Below are 17,136 nucleotides of genomic sequence, written 5' to 3'. Positions count from 1 at the left end.
CGAGAAAGTAGCGCTAAACCTATGGCATCGTTCCGATCATTACAATCAATTCGGCGGCGAACGAAAAAAAAACGCCAACTGGCGGGCTTTTCATCCAGTTGACCGTATCCAGCAAGATGGTAAAGTAACTGCCCATGCCTATCGCGACCATCGAAGAAGCTATTGAAGATTATCGTCTCGGCAAAATGGTCATCCTCATGGATGACAAAGACCGCGAGAACGAAGGCGATCTCTGTATGGCGGCAGAAAAGGTCACGCCCGCAGCGATCAATTTCATGGCCACCCATGGCCGCGGCTTGATCTGTCTACCGCTTACCGAGGAACGGGTGCGACATCTCGGCTTATCGATGATGGTGTCAGACAACACTTCACCGTTCGGCACCGCCTTTACGGTGTCCATCGACTCAGCCAGCGGCATCACCACTGGCATCTCCGCCGCCGACCGCGCCAAAACCATTCTCGACGCCATCGCCGACGATGCCAAACCATCGGACCTGGTGACGCCCGGTCACATCTTTCCCCTGCGGGCGCGCGACGGCGGCGTGTTAGTGCGCGCCGGCCAAACCGAAGGTTCGGTGGATTTGGCGCGGCTCGCTGGGCTCAAACCGGCGGGCGTTATTTGCGAGATCATGAAAGACGACGGCACCATGGCCCGCCAACCGGACCTGTTGCGCTTTGCCAAAAAGCATAAGCTCAAGGTGGTCACCAACGCCGACCTGATTCAGTACCGCTTGAACTACGATTCGCTGGTCTATCGCGCCGCCACCGCGCCGCTGCCGACTCGAGTAGGCGGCGATTTCCAAGCCATCGTCTACAACACCCATGTCGACGACAACGAACATCTGGCTTTGATCAAAGGTGAGATTTCGGCCAAGGACGAAATCCTGGTGCGCGTCCACACCAAATATATTCCCGGCGATGTCTTCGGCTTCGAGCTGCTCAATACCGGCACAGTGATCCAGCGCTCAATGGAAATCATCGCCAAAGCCGGCAAAGGCGTGATCCTCTATCTGCAGCCAAAGCTGCGGGCGCACCACCCAACCATGATGGCCTACCCGCGAGTCGAGGGTAAGCAGCAGAAGGACATGAACCGATCTTTCGTTTACCAGGCCGACTTCAAAGAATACGGCATCGGCGCGCAGATCCTACGCGACATCGGCGTGCGCAAAATGCGATTGCTGACCAACAACAAAAAACATCTGGTCGGCCTGCGCGGTTATGGCTTGGAAGTGACTTCATTGGTACCGATCCCGCGCGAGCCCGCCGTGCGCGAATTGGCAAAGCCCAAGACAAAAGTGAAACACGCGTAACCCTGCGGGATGGCAAATCTCAAATCTTAGATTTCAAAACAAAGCGCGGATACCATCGATGGTCGTGATCGTGATCGAATTTACGAGCACGAGCCACGAGCACGATCACGGATCGACCGGCGGACTGAGATAGCTCGGTAGGTCTTGGCGAATCCGCTTGAGCGCTTCGCCGATGTTGGAAAAAACTCGTTCTTCGATCAATTGTCTATGCACCCAGAAATCGAGGGACGGCGCGTCGAGAAAATTAATATCGACATAGCGTTCGCCTACCGGCTCAGCGGTAATAATAATGCGCACGGAAAAACCGGCGTCGATGACAATCCCGCGGCTGCCTGCCGGCAGCGGCAAGCTGCTTTTGATTTTAGCTAACCGGTCGGGGGGATAGGTGCCGATTTCGAGAGAATAGTATCCCCATTGGCCCGGCGCGATGGTGAGACCTTTGAAAATTCTTTGATTGATGTCGACAAGATTTTTCGCCGCCTCATCCTGATTATAATTCTTGAGCAGATCCACCGCCCATTTTTCGATGATGCCGCGCACCGGTTCGACGGTCTTTTCCCGTTCCTTAACCGGTCTGTGGTCGATCCACCACTTGGTTTCGTCAAAAGCTTTTTCGTCCGCCATGGTAGTGACCGAGTTCTGCGCCTAACAAAACAACCGCGCCTAAATTTTGAACTCCTCAAGCGTGCTCTTGGCAAACAAGGAATCGACTTCGAGTTTCTTGCTGATCAAGCCTTGCTCGTGGGTGTACTGAATCAAGGTTTCTAGAATATGGCGATTGGCTTCCAAGCCGTACGCCCAGGGATCGGCGCCGAGCAGCTCGCGCTCCTTTTCCATCTCGTCGATGGACCAAGCCATCATGTACTTCAACGCGGAAAATTCGTACATCGCTTCTTGGCACAGCCGCTTGGATTCGTTGAAGGCTTTGAACAGGCTCTGGGCGATCCACGGATGCGCTTCGTAAACCTCTTCGCGAATGACGATAGTGTGCATGATCGGAAAAATCTTCGTGCGTTTGAAATAGTCCGCTTCCACTTCGCGGAAGTTGGGAATCAAGCGCTGCACCTTGGGGTGGCGGCGCACGAAGGGCGACGGCATATGCGCCGAAATCATCGCGTCGATCTCGCCCCGTTCGAGCATGCCGGACAACGTCTTGTCGCCGGCGATCGCTTGGATATCAATGTTGGACGGCAGTTTGTGCTGGACCTTATCTTGACGGCCGGGAGATTCTTCGCCGCCGGTGAACCATTTCATTTTTTCCGGCAGCACGCCGTATTCATGTTGCAAGACGCCGCGCGCCCAGGTCGCCATGGTGATTTGATATTCCGGCACGCCGACCCTTTTGCCAGCCATGTCCGCCGGTTTTTTGATGCCGGAATCGGTATTGATATAAATGCACGAGTGGCGAAAAGTCTTCGACGGAAAAACCGGGATGCCGATGAAGCGCGGCGCGCCCTTATCGCGCGACATGAGAAACGAACCGGTGGACATCTCGGCGACATCGAACTCGCCGTAGCGCAGCATGCGCCAAAACGTCTCTTCGACGCGCAACGGCAGATAAGTTAAATCGACGCCCTCCACTTCGACCCGGCCGTCTTGCAACGCCCGAGTGCGGTCATAATCCCAACAAGACAACGTCAAACGAACTTTTCCCATTGAATCGCTCCCTAGATAGATTTACGAATTAGGAACTGACGCCGGCGAGAAACTGGTTGGCGCTGATGACGAACTGCTCGCGCTCGCCTTGCAACACCACCGCCGCTTCGCCCGAAGCGAGCGTCGTGCGGCACTGGATTTTGTACGGCTTGCCTTTGAATGTCACTTCGACGCCGGGTTTGAATCGTTCCAATCCCAGATGATCGCTTTGGGCGTCAATCTTCTCCATGGTCTGGTTTAATAACATATCGCCGGCCAAGCTCAAACCGCTCGGCGCGCCGGCAAATGAAATTGACATCGCCCCTGGCCAAGTTTACATTCGCGCCACGATGGGAATAAATCCATGCGCATTGCGGTAATGGGAAGTGGAGCGGTGGGCGGCTACTTCGGCGCCAAACTGGCGGCCGCCGGCCATGAAGTTTGTTTTATCGCCCGCGGCCGGCACCTCGAAGCGATGCAAAGCAGCGGCCTGCGGGTGCAGAGCGTCAACGGCGATCTGCATGTCGAGAACGCCCAATGCAGCGACGCACCGAATTCGGTGGGCCAAGTCGACCTGGTGCTCTTCTGCGTAAAATCCTATGACACCGAAAGCGCCGGCCAGGCGATTGCACCGATGGTGTCCAATCGAACGAAAATTCTCTCGTTACAAAACGGCATCGACAATCCCGACAAGCTGGCGAAATTTTACGGCGCGGCCCAAGTCCTGCCCGCAGTCGTTTATATCGGCGCGCAACTTTCCGCACCGGGCATGATCACGCACTCGACTGGCGGGCGCATCATCTTCGGCCAGTTGGACGGCACAGTTAATGACGAGACCAAAGCCTTGGCGGAATTTTTTTCCGCCGCCGGAATTCCCAACGAAGTCAGCGCTGGAATTCGCAAAGTCCAATGGAGCAAACTTTTGTGGAACGCGCCGTTTTGCGCCATCAGCTGCTTGACCCGCGCCAACACCCGCGAGATCGTCGAGTCGCCAGCGCTAACTGAATTGGCGTTAGCTTGCATGGCGGAAGTGCGCCAAGCGGCGCGCGCTGATGGGATCGAACTACCGGCGCAGCTTTGCGACGACACACTGGCGTTTTCTAAAACCATGGGCGATTTCAAGCCGTCGATGTTGCAAGATCTCGAAGCCGACAAGCCGCTCGAATATGAAGCCTTCAACGGCATCGTCATCAAGCGGCTCGCAGCTCATGGTCAAGCGGCGTCAGTCAACGAAACGTTTTATGCGATGCTAAAATTTGTCGATCAACAAATTCGTCGGGAGGCCAAGCGCTAACACCATGCAAACATCAGCGAAGATTAAAATGATCGGGGTTCTGTTATTGAGTGTTTTCTGGCTGCTCGCTGGACCCGCCAGCGGCCAAACCGACAACCAGGATTTGATCGCCAAAGGCCAGTACATTTTCGCCGTCGCCGGCGGCTGCGCTTGCCACAGCGAGCCGAAAAAAGCAGCCAACGCTGGCGCCCGCGCCTTTCCGATCCCCACCGGCAAAGTTTACAGCACGAATATCACGCCGGACAAAGACACCGGCCTGGGCAATTGGACCGACCAGCAAATCATCGATGCCATCGTCAAAGGCGTGCGCCGCGACGGCAGCAAACTCTTGCCGGTCATGCCCTTTGAAAAATATTCCGGCATGGCCGAAGAAGATTTGAAAGCGTTAGTCGCCTATCTGCGCACGCTCAAGCCGGTGAAAAAAGCGACTCCGGAACTAAAAAGCTGGGCGCCGTTTACGCGCAGTATCGGCGCGCGTTTGTATCTCGCCGTGTTCGGCCGCTTCGCAGCAACTCCAACGCAACCACCCAAGAGCGGTGTCGAGCGCGGCCGCTATTTGGTCGAGCATGTCGCCATCTGCGGCGATTGCCACACGCCGAGAAATTTTGCCGGCGCGCCCAACCGCGTCCTCTACATGGCCGGCGTAACCGAGAAAGCGAGCCCCCTAGGCGAAGGCGTGCCCAACATCACCCCAGACAAAGAAACCGGCATCGGCGACTGGAAACGCGACGATATGGTCGAGCTGCTCAAATCCGGCATCAAGGCCGATCTTGATAACGTCCAAGGCCTAATGCTCGAAGTGATTCAAGGCGCCGGCCATGGCTACAAAGACATGACCAAGGAAGACATGCTGGCGATCGCCGATTATCTGAAATCGATTCCGGTGATAAAGAATAAAGTTAAATAGAAAATCACCGCTGACACCGCACTCACTGCCGCTTCACCTGCTTAATCACCTCGGCGAGAATTTGATCCGCGTTCACATTCTCCGCTTCGGCTTGGAAGTTAAGGATGATGCGGTGGCGCAGTGCCGGCGAGATTACTTTTTCGACATCTTCGTAGCTGACATGCACTCGGCCTTCGGCTAAGGCATGACCCTTGGCGCCGAGGATGACCGACTGGGCGCCGCGCGGGCTTGAACCGAAGCGGATGAATTGTTTCACCGATGCGTTGACGCCGCCGGCGTGCTCGCCCTGCGGTTGCGTCGCGTGCACCAAGCGCACGACGTAGTCTTCGATGGGCGGCGCGATCATCACCTGACGCAGCAGATGTTTCATCTCGTTGACATGTTTGCCGTCGTCGTCGGGCAACACCTTGGCGCAGGCGCCCACCGCCGTGCCGGTGGTGCGTTTGAGTATCTCCCGCAGTTGATCCGGCGTCGGCGGCATGACTAATAGCTTGAAAAAAAATCGATCGAGCTGTGCTTCGGGCAATGGATAGGTGCCTTCGAGTTCGATGGGATTTTGCGTGGCGAGAACCATGAAAGGCGATTCCAGCGTGTGCGATTCGCCGAACACGGTCACTTGCTTTTCTTCCATCGCTTCGAGCACCGCCGACTGAGTCTTCGGCGTGGCGCGATTGATCTCATCGGCGAGCACGACGTGGGCGAAAATCGGTCCCTGCTTGAATTGAAATTCGCGCCGCTCGCCGTTATCGGTGAGCACCTCGGTGCCGACGATGTCGGAGGGCATCAAGTCGGGCGTGAACTGAATGCGCTTGAACGACATCCCGAGGGCATGGCTCAAAGATTTTACTAACAGGGTCTTACCCAAGCCCGGCACGCCTTCGAGTAAGATATGACCGCCGGCGAAAAATGCGATTAGCACTTTGCGAATCGTATCGTCGTGGCCGACGATGACTTTTTGCACTTCGCTCTCCAGGCGTTTGAAAGTTTCGAGGAATTGCTCCGACTCCATTTCAGTCCCCTTTTAATTATCGAATGACGCCGCGATACTCGATCGGCATCTGCTGTTTTTCACTCGGCGCGTTGGGCACATGAGCCGGCAGGGGCGCATTGCTGACCGGCACTTGCGGCCGCGCCCGGCCGCCTTTGGATTCCTTGGTCGCCGCGCTCTCGCCCTTGGACTCCGCCGCCACATCCTCTGGGAGTTGCACGGTGACGTAGCGCGCGCCCTTGAGTCCATCTTTGCCTTCACCGGTTTTGTAAAAACGGTCTGATGGCGGTGCTCCTTGAGGCGGCGCTTCCGCGCTTTGATTTTTACCGCCGCTGTCTTTGCCGTCGCCGGGATTTTTATCCGATTGATTTTTATTTTGTTCTTTGCCCGGCTGATTGGGATCGGGTTGATTGCCTTTGGTATCGCCCTGGGCCATCTGATTTTTTTCTTGGCCGGCTTCTTTAGGATTGCCCGACGCCTGCTTGCCCTGCTGCATGTCTTTACTCGCCTGCGCGCTCGACTCGCCTTTACCCTCGCCGCCGTTGCCTTGGCTCTGCTTGCCTTCGCCTTGGCCTTCTTTCGGTAGGTTACTTTGCTGGTTACCGCCGCCGCTCTGCTGATCTTTCTGCTGTTCCTGCCCGCCCGCCGATTGCTGCTGCTGGCTGTCTTTCAATTCACTTTGCGCTTGGGCGAGCATTTCTTGATTTTTTTTCTTTTGCTCTTTTTGTTGCTGCTCGGCGATTTGTTTCTGTAAATCTTCAGTCGCCTGCTTTTTTTCGTCGGGCGCGACTTTAGGATCGTCGAGCTTGGCCGCCAGCTGTTTGAGCTGCTGGGACAATTCTTTCAGCCCCGGCGCCGACGCCATTTTTGCAGCCAACTCGCGCAACCGCTGCGCAGACGATGGCGGGTGGAGCAACGAATCGGCGTACGGCATGAGAAAAAAGAGCAACAACGCGGCGAGCACCGAGCCGGCAACGGAACGGTAAGCCGCGGGTCTGGGCTGGTAGGGAAAATCGCGCTTGAGTTCAATACCGCCGCCCAGCTCGGCGGACTGCCGGGTAAGCTGGGCGATCAACGACGGCGCTTGCGCCGAGCGATCGATGGTCGCCAAGGTGAGAAAGTGATCCTTGGCGCCGGCGCGCTCGTCGAGCAACTGCGCCGCGCCGGCGCTGGTAGTGGCCGATCGGCGATAATGCCAAGCGATCACTGCGGCGCCAAACGCTAACCCCAGAAAGGTGATCTCAATAGCGACGATTGAGCTAATCCAACCAGCCCGCGTCATTGCGTATGCGCCGGAGAATAAAAACAGAATCGGCGGCATCGACATCAGCAAGGTATCCCACAGCGCATGATGACCGAGTCGAGCCCGCAAGCGACCGACCAAGGTTTCTGCGCCCACCTGCGATTCGAAGTGGGACGATGGCGCCATGTACGAAACTTATAGCATGTCGGCCCAGCGGATTGAACGCGCTGCGCTCAATGGCGCGCGGTCATTTTAGCGCTTGTCGGCGGCCCATGACGCACCGGTTGAAAAGTTTTGACGGCGCGGTTGTGCGCTTCCATGGTTTCGGAAAACAAATGACTGCCGTCGTTCTTAGACACGAAGTAGAGATACGGCACAGCGGCCGGATGGAGCGCCGCTTTGATCGAGGCCACGCTGGGATTGCAAATCGGTCCCGGCGGCAACGCCGGAATCCGGTATGTGTTATAAGGCGTCGCCTCCTGCAAATCTTTCTTGGTCAAGTTGCCGTTGAAATCTTTGATGCCGTAGATCACCGTGGGATCGCTTTGCAAAGGCATTTGCCGGTTGAGCCGGTTGTGAAAAACCGCGGAGACCAACGGCCGCTCAGCCTCGACACCAGTTTCTTTCTCGATGATCGACGCCAAGGTGAGAATCCCATGGGCGGTCATCGACGATGTACCCTTAGCCTCGGCCAACAGCGGTTGCGACACCTTGCGAAACTGCTCGGCCATGGTGATCACTATTTCCCGTTCCGCCGTCGCCGGGGTGAAGTGATAAGTGCTCGGGAACAGATAGCCTTCGATCCCTTTGCCCTGTAAACCCAAGTTCGCCAGCAAACTCGGATTGGCAGCTTCGGTGAGAAACTTTTGGCCATCGGCGATCTGCATCTTGTCCAGCAGTTGGGCAATCTCTCGAACCGTAAAGCCCTCGGGAATCGTCACGCTTTGAAAAATTCCCTTGCCACTGACCAAACGCTCAAGCACTTCCCGCGCCGTCACGCCGCTATCGAAACGATAGAGCCCCTGATGCAGTTTTTTTTCCGAGCCATTGAAGCGCGCCCAAAGGGAGAAAAACAAACTGTTGGTGATGATCTTCTGCTCGCGCAGCTTGCGCGATACCGTAGACAAAGAATCGCCCCGCTCGACGCGCACCTCTGCTGGCTGCGCGCCGAGGGCCGGAACCGAGTAGTGAATGTTGTGGAACATCAACGCGGCGCCCAGCAAGGCGACGATGGCGGCAATGGCGACGCTGGCAAGTACGGTTCTCACAATGAAGACAAGTGACGGCTCAGACGGGGCGATTTGGCGCACTCAGGCCAAGCTAATTTTCCGATAGATTGACTTTCATCCAACCTTCGATGCGCCGCAAGAACCCGGAGTGGGAATCCTCGCCCGGCGCCCCGGCAAAGCAGGCCATACGCACATAATCGAGGGCGCCGGAATAATATTCGAATTTTGTCGACAGCTCCTGAAACAGGTAATAACCGGTATGGTAAAGCGAAAGGTCCAGTTCGGAAACTTTCCAGTAGGAGCGGCTACCTTCTTGTAGATAATAGTCGAGGAAACCCCGACCTTCGATATGCTTGCGAAAAATACCGCTCATGAACAGCGCGTAATCGCCGACATATTTACGCCGCGAACGCTCGCGCAGCAGATCGTTCTCAGCGGCCGACGCTGGCTGTTCTTCGCTGAGGATCTCCACCACCGAGTCGGCCTTTCGGCCGTTGGCGTTGTGAATCTTGTAGAGATTCTCGGTCCTGGCGAACTCGGTCAAGACATCCGCCACATATTCGGCCACTGTCGCGTCGTGAATGCCGAGCTGCCAAAAGCTCTGGCGCACCGAATCGCGAAAGAAGCCGCGCAACTGAGGAGCCGTTGAGCGATTTTCCATAAGCTTGGAACCATGATACCAAGTTTGCGAATTTGTGGGAAGAAAAGATTTTACCGGTCATCAGGTTGGTCAGCTCCGGGCTTTGCAAATTAATCCTGGCGCTTTTCGAAGCCGACGTTATAATGGCCGAAAGTTCACAGCAACCGCAGATCGCCTAACCGGAGAACAGCATGGCTAGGGATTATAAAGAAGATTTTTTTCGCTTGGACGGCGCCTGGGCGTCCTTCGAGCTGATGTCGATTCGCCGGCGCGACGACTATCTAAAACCGTTTCGGGTGCTGCGCTGTAAGATCGATGATCAAGTCGACTTCCAGGCCCCTGAAGCGCTGCGGAGCAAGACTGAAGCCACTGTGTTGATCGAAATCTTCGGCGATGAGGAACTGGTCGCCGCTGGCGGCCGCGGTCCGGTCCATGCCGTCGATAGCGCCATGCGTAAGATTCTCGAAAAACACTATCCGCAGCTCTCCGAAGTTCGCCTCGAAGAATTCGATGTCCGGCTCATGCATGACATCAGTCACGATGACGACGAGCGTGGCGCCGGCGCATTGGTGCGCGTCTTAGCGATCTTTTCCGATGGCAACGAACGCTGGGGCACGGTGAGCGTCGCCGCTGATATTCTTCAGGCCAGCGTCGAATGCATCATCGACGGTATGGAATGGAAACTTCGCGGCGAGCATAAGCATTAGCCAGTTTTGGTAACGCACAACCGTCAGCAGATTTTTTTGCTAATCCAAGCGCTGCGCCGCATCGTCGCTCGCCGACTGATAGGCGTTTCTTAAATACTGCGAAATCATCCGCTGGGTGTTGAAAAAAGAACCGTTGAGGGCGATCGCCGAGCGCATGACTTGGGCGAATTTGTCGGGCTCTTTGTAATAGAGCGGCAAGATGCGTGCTGCTAGTTTTTCGTAGAGCGAAGCAGCTTCGGCGAGGGAATCGTTCTCCGCAGTATTGGCATCGCCGATGGACCAGCCGGTGACGCCTTCGATATGGCCTTCGATCCACCAGCCGTCGAGCACGCTGAAGCTCGGCACACCGTTGAGCGCCGCTTTCATGCCGCTGGTGCCGGACGCTTCTTGGGGGCGCAGCGGCGTGTTGAGCCAGATGTCGACGCCGGAACAGAGCAGTTTGCCGAGGGCCATATCGTAGTTTTCCAAATAGACCACACGGACATCGTCAGCGAGGGCCGCGGCGGCTTCGAAAATGCGCCGGATGATCGCCTTGCCGCCGTTGTCGCGTGGATGGGCTTTGCCGGCGTAGATCAATTGCAGCGGCCCGGACTGCTTGGCGATCTTCTTGAGTTTTTCCAAATCCGTGAATAGCAAATCGCCCCGTTTGTAACCGGTGGCGCGCCGGGCAAAGCCGATGGTGAAAACTTTCTCGACCAGCGCCGTGCCGGTGAGCCAGCGCACCTGCGCGAGCAATTCCTTTTTCGCCAAATCATGGGCGCGGCGAATTTCCCCAGCCGGGATACCGATGGCGTAGCGCAGAAAACAATTGTCGCGGCGCCACTCGGGAAGACGACGATCGAACAACGCCGCCATCGGCGCCGCGGTCCAAGTGGCCGCGTGCACGCCATTGGTGATCGCGTCAATCTCATAGCTCGGAAACATCGCCCGGGAGACCTCGCCATGGCGCATCGACACGCCGTTGACGAAACCCGAAAGCTTGAGTGCCAACTCAGTCATGTTGAGCGAACCGTTCATGACACCCAATTGGCGCAAGGCCGCGGAGCGATCGACGCCGAGAACCCGACCCACCAACTCGCGAGTGAAACAATCATGGCCCGCGGGCACTGGCGTATGCGTGGTAAAGGCGCATTGTCGTCGGACCGCTTCGATTTCGATGTCCGTAAAGCGAATGTGCTTTTGCGCTTGTGCCCGCTCCTCCATTAAAGCAAGCGTCGCTAACGCGGAATGGCCTTCGTTCATGTGAAACACGCGCACACCGGCGTAGCCCAAGGCGCGCAGCATGGCGACGCCGCCCAAACCTAAAATCGCCTCTTGGCATAATCGATAGCGTTCATCGCCGCCGTAAAGAAAATCGGTGAAGCCGCGATCGAGAGAGTTATTTTCTTCCAGATCGGTGTCCAAAAAAAGCAGCGGCACGACATGTCCGGTGATACCGACGAAGTCGTACTGCCAAGCACGGATCTGCACCGCACGCCCTTCGAGGGGCAACGATACCCGCGCGTCGAGCGGGGTGAGATATTTCTCCGGCTGCCACTTAGACGGACTTTCGAGCTGATTGCCGCGGGCGTCGAGGCGCTGCTCGAAATAGCCTTTGCGGTGGAGCAGCGAGATCGCCACCATGGGGATCGCCAAATCCGCCGCCGAGCGCAACATGTCACCGGCTAAAACCCCTAAGCCGCCGCTGTACGTCGGAATCGCCGAATCGGCCGCTACGTCCATGGAAAAATAGGCGATGGTTGCCACGTCAGACAAATCAATAGTCATATCAGATCATACCTAGCGAATTTCTCGAAGCTTGAACTAATAATCGGCAGGTTGAAGCGAAAGGGAAACTGCGCAAAAGTCCCCAGATCAATTAAGTTGTTGGGGATTTTAGCATGACCCATAAGCTGCATCAATTCGCCGCGATTACCAATTCACGGCGATTACGAATGCAAGCACAATGCCGCCAGGGGATCTATCGAGAAGCGCGCTGAAGGTTCTGGTAGGCGCTGGTAAGTTCGTACAGTTTAGAGCTATTGCTGCGAATTCGCCGGTGCCCGTTGAGCTCGGTTTCAACCGAGATCGAACACCGTTCCCAGTTCATTCCAGGAACTATGGATGGACAAGCTGCGCAATACTGCGATGGTCGGCGGCATCATGGGAAAATCGCCCAGCTGCGATCGTTCCAACGCCGCGCTCGGCGTTATCCATAAGCTTTCCGAAACTTCCTCAGAACTATCGAGCGGCGATTGGTCTGGGGGCAAGGCCGCGAGGTAAAAACGGGTGTCGAAGCGCACCGGATAATGCTCTGGGGTAACCCGATGAAAAAAATAATTGAGCCGGCGTAGATCGCAGTAAAGCCCCTCCGCCGCCAACAGTCTGGCAAGATCGAAATCACCCCGCTGCAAACCCGCGCGCCGATCGGCTAAGCGCTCAGCCAACCCCGGCAACGCCGAATCGCGTTGGCTGTTGTTTTGTGGCGCGAACAGAAAGATGCCCGCTTCTTCAAAAAGTTCCCGCGCGGCGGCGACCCAGAAGCCGAGAGAACGTTCGGCGGCAAGCCCACCACCGAGTTTTTCCTGAGCTTCAGCCGGGGTCACCCCTTGCGTCAGTTCCAACATCGGCGCCGAAAAGTCGCCGACCTCGACCCGACCGCCGGGAAAAACATGGACGCCAGCGTAAACTTCCATCTTGTCCGGCCGGCGATTCATGAAGATTTCAAAACCGTCGTTGTCATTGGGTCGGACTAACACCACGGTTGAAGCTGGCAAAGGAATTGTCGGCTGCGCCATGAATGGTTTGCAGGTTGTTAGGTTGGCACTTTGAAAGCGCGATCAAGAAACGCTAATTGCGCGCTGACGGCTTGCCGATATGAATATGCGCGCCGGTCGCCGAACCCGCCACCGCGTTTCTAAAGGCGATGAACGGAATTCCCGCTTGGCGCAAATAGCCCAACAACGATCGTCCTTCCTTACTATCGGGATGAAGCGCCACATCTATCGCATTGCGATGATCGAAGCGCAACCGGTCATGGGTGGTGGTCTGACCGTAGGCGCTGATCGGCAAAGCGCGGCCGAACGCCTGAGTAAAAAACTTTTCCACTTTGGGCGAATCGATCAACGACCACGGCGTGCCGCCGTTGAAACGCACCAGGGTTCCCGATTCACTGTAGCCGCCGATAGCCAGCCCCGGTAAACGGAGCAGCTCGTCGCGCAAAGAATATTCCGTCATCGCCATGTCGGTTTCGGCGAGCCAGCGTTTGTCTTCATCGACTTTAATGATCGCTTCGACCCAGGCGTTTTCGGCTCTGAGTGCTTCTTCGCGCGAGATCAAACCCATGTAGTATTGATCGCGCCGCTCTTCATACTGCGCTGCAAGCTTGAGCCGCTCGGCGTCATGGAGCTCGAGCAATTTCTGCCCACCGGCGCGTGCTTCGCGAATTTTTTGGATCACGTCGGTACGTGCCCGGGCGAGTTCCGAATCGCTCGCCACCGGTCGGCGCGCCGGCGGCGATTTGCGAATTTCCTGGGCATGACTCGATTGGCGGATGCCAAGCGGCCGCAGCGCGCTACAGTTCAGCAAAACCGCCAGTGCCAGCGCATTCACTCGATCATTGTTTGACCGACCCAATCTCATTCCATGAAGTTTAGGAACTAAGCCACGCCGGGTCAAGCTAAACGGTAGTCTTGTTGCGTTGGGTTGTGACCCCAGCGCCCGCGCGTTACTATCTAGCCAGGATGGGCAGTGCGAATACAATTACCGCCGCGAAGCGAATCCATCGATGGCTCATCGAATGGCTATGCGCTCTCGGCACCATCCTGTTCACGCTTAGCCAAGCCCAGGCTGGCGAACCCAACGGACTGCCGAGCACGATCAGCAAAATCAAACCGGCCATCGTCGCCGTCGGCACCTATCTGAAAACCCGCCGCCCGCCAGCGGTTTTCCGCGGCACCGGATTTGTCCTCGGCGACGGCCACCTGGTGGCCACCAACGCCCATGTGATGCCGGAAAAAATCGAGCAGGATAAAAACGAATTCATCGCCGTGTTTGCCGCCACCGCCAACGGCGTCGAAGTCCGCCAGGCCACCGTGGTCGGTGAGGATCGCGATTACGATTTGACGATTTTGCGCATCACCGGCGCGCCGCTCATCGCGATGACTTTGGGCAACTCAGACAACGTGCGCGAAGGCGAGTCCTACGCCTTCACCGGCTATCCCATCGGCATGGTGCTCGGCCTGCACGCGGTGACCCACCGCGGCATCATCTCGGCGATCACGCCCAACGTGATCCCACAGCTGTCGGGACAAAGCCTTGAAAAAAAACCCTCGCTCGGCTGATCGCGCCCTATGATGTCTTTCAACTCGACGCCACAGCCTATCCTGGCAACAGCGGCAGCCCGGTCTATCATCCCGACAGCGGCCAGGTGATCGGCATATTGAACAAAGTTTTCATCCAAGAAAGCAAAGAAACCGTGATTCAAAAACCCAGCGGTATCTCCTACGCGATCCTGATTAAACATCTGCAAGAACTATTGAAAAAAATCCCCGTGCAGTAATTCTTTTTACCGCCGCGATTTCACCCAACCTGCTAAAGAAACTTTAATGGCGCAGAAACGCCGAAGGTTTACCGATATGAATATGCGGCCCAGTGGCGGCGCCGGGAACCGCTTGGCGGAAGGCCAGGAAAGGGATGCCGGATTTGCGCAGGTAATCGATCAACTGGCGCCCTTCCGCGCTGTCGGGATGAAGCCCGACATCGACGGAATCGCGATGATCGAAACCAAAACGGTTGTGCGTGTCGGATTGACCCAAGGCGGTAATCGGCAAGCTGCGGCCAAAAGTATTGGAAAAAAACTTTTGCACCCGCGGCGCCTCGCCGATGGACCATTTGAACGGGCCATTGAAGCGCGTGAGCTCCGCGGTTTGCGAGAAGCCGCCCACCGGCAGCGCCGGCATGCGTAACACTTTTTCACCCAATACCGCTTCGGTAATCGCGATGTCGGTCTCGGTGACCGTGTAACGCATGGCGTGAACGCGCTTCAACGCCGCAACGAACTTTTGCTCGGCTTCGAGTACTTGATCTTTCGCCAGCTGGCCTTCGGCGAACAGCTTACGCCGGCGAATCACTTCAGCGCGCAACATCGCTTGCTCTTTTTCGTAATCGGCCAAGAGCTGGCGGTCATTGACCAACGATTGACGCATCTCTTGAAGAGAAACGGTCGCTACAGTTTCGCTTGGCGAATCGCTCACGCCGGCGCGCCGCTGCCAACCGTTGAAGCCAAACCACAGCAGCACCAACAACGGCGGCAGTGCCGCCGCCAACAGCAGCCGGCGCGATTTGTACAGTTCGGCGAACATGAAGGCCAAAACTTACGAACTTAAGCCAGGCTGGTCAAGCTCAAATGGCCGCTGCATCGGTTGATGTAGCGGCACCATTTTAATGTCTTGAAGCGGAGAAAAAAAAATAGCTGAGCGCTTAAACCGAAGCCAACAAACCGCGCTGCACCAAGTCCTGGGCCAGCTTCACTTTGTAAGCGTTGTCTTTGAGCGGATTAGCGCCTTCGACAGCTAACTCGCCAGCCTGTTTAGCGGTGGCTTCGTCCAACTTCTTGCCGCGCAAAAACTCTTCCGCTTTGACCGCGCGCCAGGGAATCGGCGCCACGCCGCCCAGGACCACGCGGGCATTACGCACTACGCCGCCGCTGCTTTCGACGATGGTCGCCACGGCAACAATCGCGTGGTCCCACGCCAAGCGCTCGCGCATCTTATGGAAGAATCCCTTGCTGCCGGTTTTCGGCAGCGGCACGTAGATCTCGGTGACGATCTCGCCGGGGTTGAGAATATTTTCACGGCGGTAATCGACTGAAGGCAGCACGAAGAATTGTTCCAAGGGAATAGTTTTTTTCCCCGCCGGTCCGGCGATTTTAATTTGCGCGCCGAGCGCGACCAAAGCCGGCGCGGTATCGGATGGATGGACGATGTAGCTCGGCCCGGCGCCGAGGATCGAATGAAAGCGGCCGTCGCCGGTGACCGTGTAACAAACCTGACCGCCTTTGCGCAGACAAGTAAAATTGGCTGAGCGAAAATACCAGCAGAACGGCCGCTGGCAAAGATTGCCAGCCAGCGTGCCGGCGTTACGGATCTGCGGCGACGCCGCTTCGCCGGCGGCGTCGGAAAGGATCAACAGTTTTTCGCGAATCGCCGCATGCTCATCGATGTCGGCCAACTTGGCCAGGGCACCAATGCGAAAACCGCCGCGCTCCTCACGAATGTAATCGAGGCCGGGAATGGTTTTTAGATTGATCACGTAATCCGGCTCGACGACGTGATCTTTCATCAGCTGTAAAAATTCGCTGCCGCCGCCGACCACCGCGGCGAATTTTTTCTGCTGGTGGAATTTCTGCAATAGCCCGACCGCTTCTTTGACGCTTTTGGCATCGATGTTTTCAAAACTTTTCATGCTCGTCGCTCCTCCCTAGACCCGCACCGCGCGGAGAATTTTATCCGGCGTGATCGGCAGCTCTTTGATGCGCTTGCCTGTGGCGTTGAAGATCGCATTGGCGATGGTGCCCACCGATGGAGTGATCGGCGGCTCGCCGACGACTTTGGCACCGAAGGGACCGTAGGGATCGGCATGCTCGACGAAGATCACTTCGATCTCCGGCGCTTCCAAATGGGTCGGCACCTTGGCGTCGCGATAGTTGGGATTGATCGGTGTCGCCGTCACTTTGTCGATGATTAATTCTTCGGTAAGCGCCATGCCGATGCCTTGGGTGACGCCGCCTTTGATTTGGCTTTCCGCCGCCAAGCGATTGATGATCGTGCCGCTGTCGTGCGCCGCGACGTAGCGAGTGATTCGTACGTGACCGGTGACGCTGTCGACTTCCACTTCAGCGAAATGGGCGGCGAAACTTTTGCCTTGGACATCGTCCTTAAAACGCGGATTGGTGGTCGCCCGGCCGATCAATTCGCCCGTTCGGTTGACCGCTTTCGCCAATGAAATTTTCTGCGACGGGTTGGCTTTGACGAACACCTCACCATCGCGGAGGCATAAATCGCGGGCGTAAAGTGTACCACTGAACCGGCAAAGATCTGGCAGAAAATGGCGGGTCAAAAGTGTACCGGTCCTGTAGGCTGTCTCGATGTTATTGAATGGCATCGGGAGGCTGGAAGGATGTTCACAGTGGAGCTTTATGCAA

17 protein-coding genes and 1 pseudogene are annotated in these 17,136 nt (G+C 56.6%); 5 read left to right on the top strand and 13 right to left on the bottom strand.

Going from position 1 to position 17,136, the window contains the following annotated elements; genetic code table 11:
* Positions 1–134: 134 nt before the first annotated feature.
* Positions 135–1,310: a 3,4-dihydroxy-2-butanone-4-phosphate synthase gene (gene ribB / locus EXR70_12585; protein ID MSP39319.1), complete on the top strand. Its 1,176-nt coding sequence runs from the start codon at positions 135–137 to the stop codon at positions 1,308–1,310.
* A 105-nt stretch (positions 1,311–1,415) separates the two neighbouring features.
* On the opposite strand, the gene EXR70_12580 is transcribed toward ribB, so the two are convergent.
* From EXR70_12580 to EXR70_12570, 3 genes are read right to left on the bottom strand one after another with little or no spacing between them, the layout of a single operon-like run.
* A complete protein-coding gene (locus EXR70_12580) occupies positions 1,416–1,934 on the bottom strand; it encodes a hypothetical protein (protein MSP39318.1) in 519 nt (172 codons plus the stop codon).
* 39 nt (positions 1,935–1,973) lie between these two features.
* Positions 1,974–2,966, bottom strand: a complete 993-nt coding sequence (locus tag EXR70_12575) for an ABC transporter substrate-binding protein (GenBank protein MSP39317.1) — start codon at positions 2,964–2,966, stop codon at positions 1,974–1,976.
* Between the two features lie 28 nt (positions 2,967–2,994).
* On the bottom strand, positions 2,995–3,264 hold the full coding sequence (locus tag EXR70_12570) for a hypothetical protein (GenBank protein ID MSP39316.1): 270 nt from the start codon (positions 3,262–3,264) through the stop codon (positions 2,995–2,997).
* A 45-nt stretch (positions 3,265–3,309) separates the two neighbouring features.
* Between EXR70_12570 and EXR70_12565 the strand changes: the two genes are divergently transcribed.
* Together EXR70_12565 and EXR70_12560 are read left to right on the top strand one after the other, a co-directional pair.
* On the top strand, positions 3,310–4,239 hold the full coding sequence (locus tag EXR70_12565) for a 2-dehydropantoate 2-reductase (GenBank protein MSP39315.1): 930 nt from the start codon (positions 3,310–3,312) through the stop codon (positions 4,237–4,239).
* 4 nt (positions 4,240–4,243) lie between these two features.
* Positions 4,244–5,146: a c-type cytochrome gene (locus tag EXR70_12560; protein MSP39314.1), complete on the top strand. Its 903-nt coding sequence runs from the start codon at positions 4,244–4,246 to the stop codon at positions 5,144–5,146.
* 22 nt (positions 5,147–5,168) lie between these two features.
* On the opposite strand, the gene EXR70_12555 is transcribed toward EXR70_12560, so the two are convergent.
* The 4 genes from EXR70_12555 to EXR70_12540 all read right to left on the bottom strand — a co-directional run bounded on the left by EXR70_12555 (position 5,169) and on the right by EXR70_12540 (position 9,267).
* Entirely contained in the window at positions 5,169–6,155 is a 987-nt protein-coding gene (locus EXR70_12555; protein MSP39313.1) for an AAA family ATPase, read from the bottom strand.
* Between the two features lie 16 nt (positions 6,156–6,171).
* Entirely contained in the window at positions 6,172–7,533 is a 1,362-nt protein-coding gene (locus tag EXR70_12550) for a hypothetical protein (GenBank protein MSP39312.1), read from the bottom strand.
* 77 nt (positions 7,534–7,610) lie between these two features.
* On the bottom strand, positions 7,611–8,645 hold the full coding sequence (mltG, locus tag EXR70_12545) for an endolytic transglycosylase MltG (protein MSP39311.1): 1,035 nt from the start codon (positions 8,643–8,645) through the stop codon (positions 7,611–7,613).
* 52 nt (positions 8,646–8,697) lie between these two features.
* Entirely contained in the window at positions 8,698–9,267 is a 570-nt protein-coding gene (locus tag EXR70_12540) for a hypothetical protein (protein MSP39310.1), read from the bottom strand.
* 170 nt (positions 9,268–9,437) lie between these two features.
* Here EXR70_12540 and EXR70_12535 point away from each other — a divergent pair, with 170 nt between their 5' ends.
* Positions 9,438–9,953, top strand: a complete 516-nt coding sequence (locus tag EXR70_12535; protein ID MSP39309.1) for a hypothetical protein — start codon at positions 9,438–9,440, stop codon at positions 9,951–9,953.
* A gap of 39 nt (positions 9,954–9,992) precedes the next feature.
* Here the strand turns inward: EXR70_12535 and glgP are convergent, their stop codons facing one another.
* The 3 genes from glgP to EXR70_12520 form a co-directional block, all read right to left on the bottom strand.
* On the bottom strand, positions 9,993–11,720 hold the full coding sequence (gene glgP / locus EXR70_12530; GenBank protein MSP39308.1) for an alpha-glucan family phosphorylase: 1,728 nt from the start codon (positions 11,718–11,720) through the stop codon (positions 9,993–9,995).
* Positions 11,721–12,010: 290 nt separating this feature from the next.
* On the bottom strand, positions 12,011–12,730 hold the full coding sequence (locus EXR70_12525; GenBank protein MSP39307.1) for a hypothetical protein: 720 nt from the start codon (positions 12,728–12,730) through the stop codon (positions 12,011–12,013).
* A 52-nt stretch (positions 12,731–12,782) separates the two neighbouring features.
* Positions 12,783–13,544, bottom strand: a complete 762-nt coding sequence (locus EXR70_12520; protein ID MSP39306.1) for a hypothetical protein — start codon at positions 13,542–13,544, stop codon at positions 12,783–12,785.
* A 131-nt stretch (positions 13,545–13,675) separates the two neighbouring features.
* Here EXR70_12520 and EXR70_12515 point away from each other — a divergent pair.
* Positions 13,676–14,493, top strand: a pseudogene (locus EXR70_12515) (serine protease).
* Between the two features lie 43 nt (positions 14,494–14,536).
* Here the strand turns inward: EXR70_12515 and EXR70_12510 are convergent.
* From EXR70_12510 to EXR70_12500, 3 genes are all read right to left on the bottom strand, one after another.
* Positions 14,537–15,295: a hypothetical protein gene (locus EXR70_12510; GenBank protein MSP39305.1), complete on the bottom strand. Its 759-nt coding sequence runs from the start codon at positions 15,293–15,295 to the stop codon at positions 14,537–14,539.
* Between the two features lie 118 nt (positions 15,296–15,413).
* Positions 15,414–16,397 (bottom strand): xanthine dehydrogenase family protein subunit M, encoded by a 984-nt coding sequence (locus EXR70_12505; GenBank protein MSP39304.1) that lies wholly within the window; start codon positions 16,395–16,397, stop codon positions 15,414–15,416.
* A 15-nt stretch (positions 16,398–16,412) separates the two neighbouring features.
* A complete protein-coding gene (locus EXR70_12500) occupies positions 16,413–17,096 on the bottom strand; it encodes a xanthine dehydrogenase family protein molybdopterin-binding subunit (GenBank protein ID MSP39303.1) in 684 nt (227 codons plus the stop codon).
* Positions 17,097–17,136: the final 40 nt, after the last annotated feature.

This window comes from Deltaproteobacteria bacterium (assembly GCA_009692615.1).
Taxonomy (GTDB): domain Bacteria; phylum Desulfobacterota; class Binatia; order UBA9968; family UBA9968; genus DP-20.
Note: the sequence above shows the minus strand (reverse complement) of the source record. Positions and strands in the feature narration are given on the sequence as shown.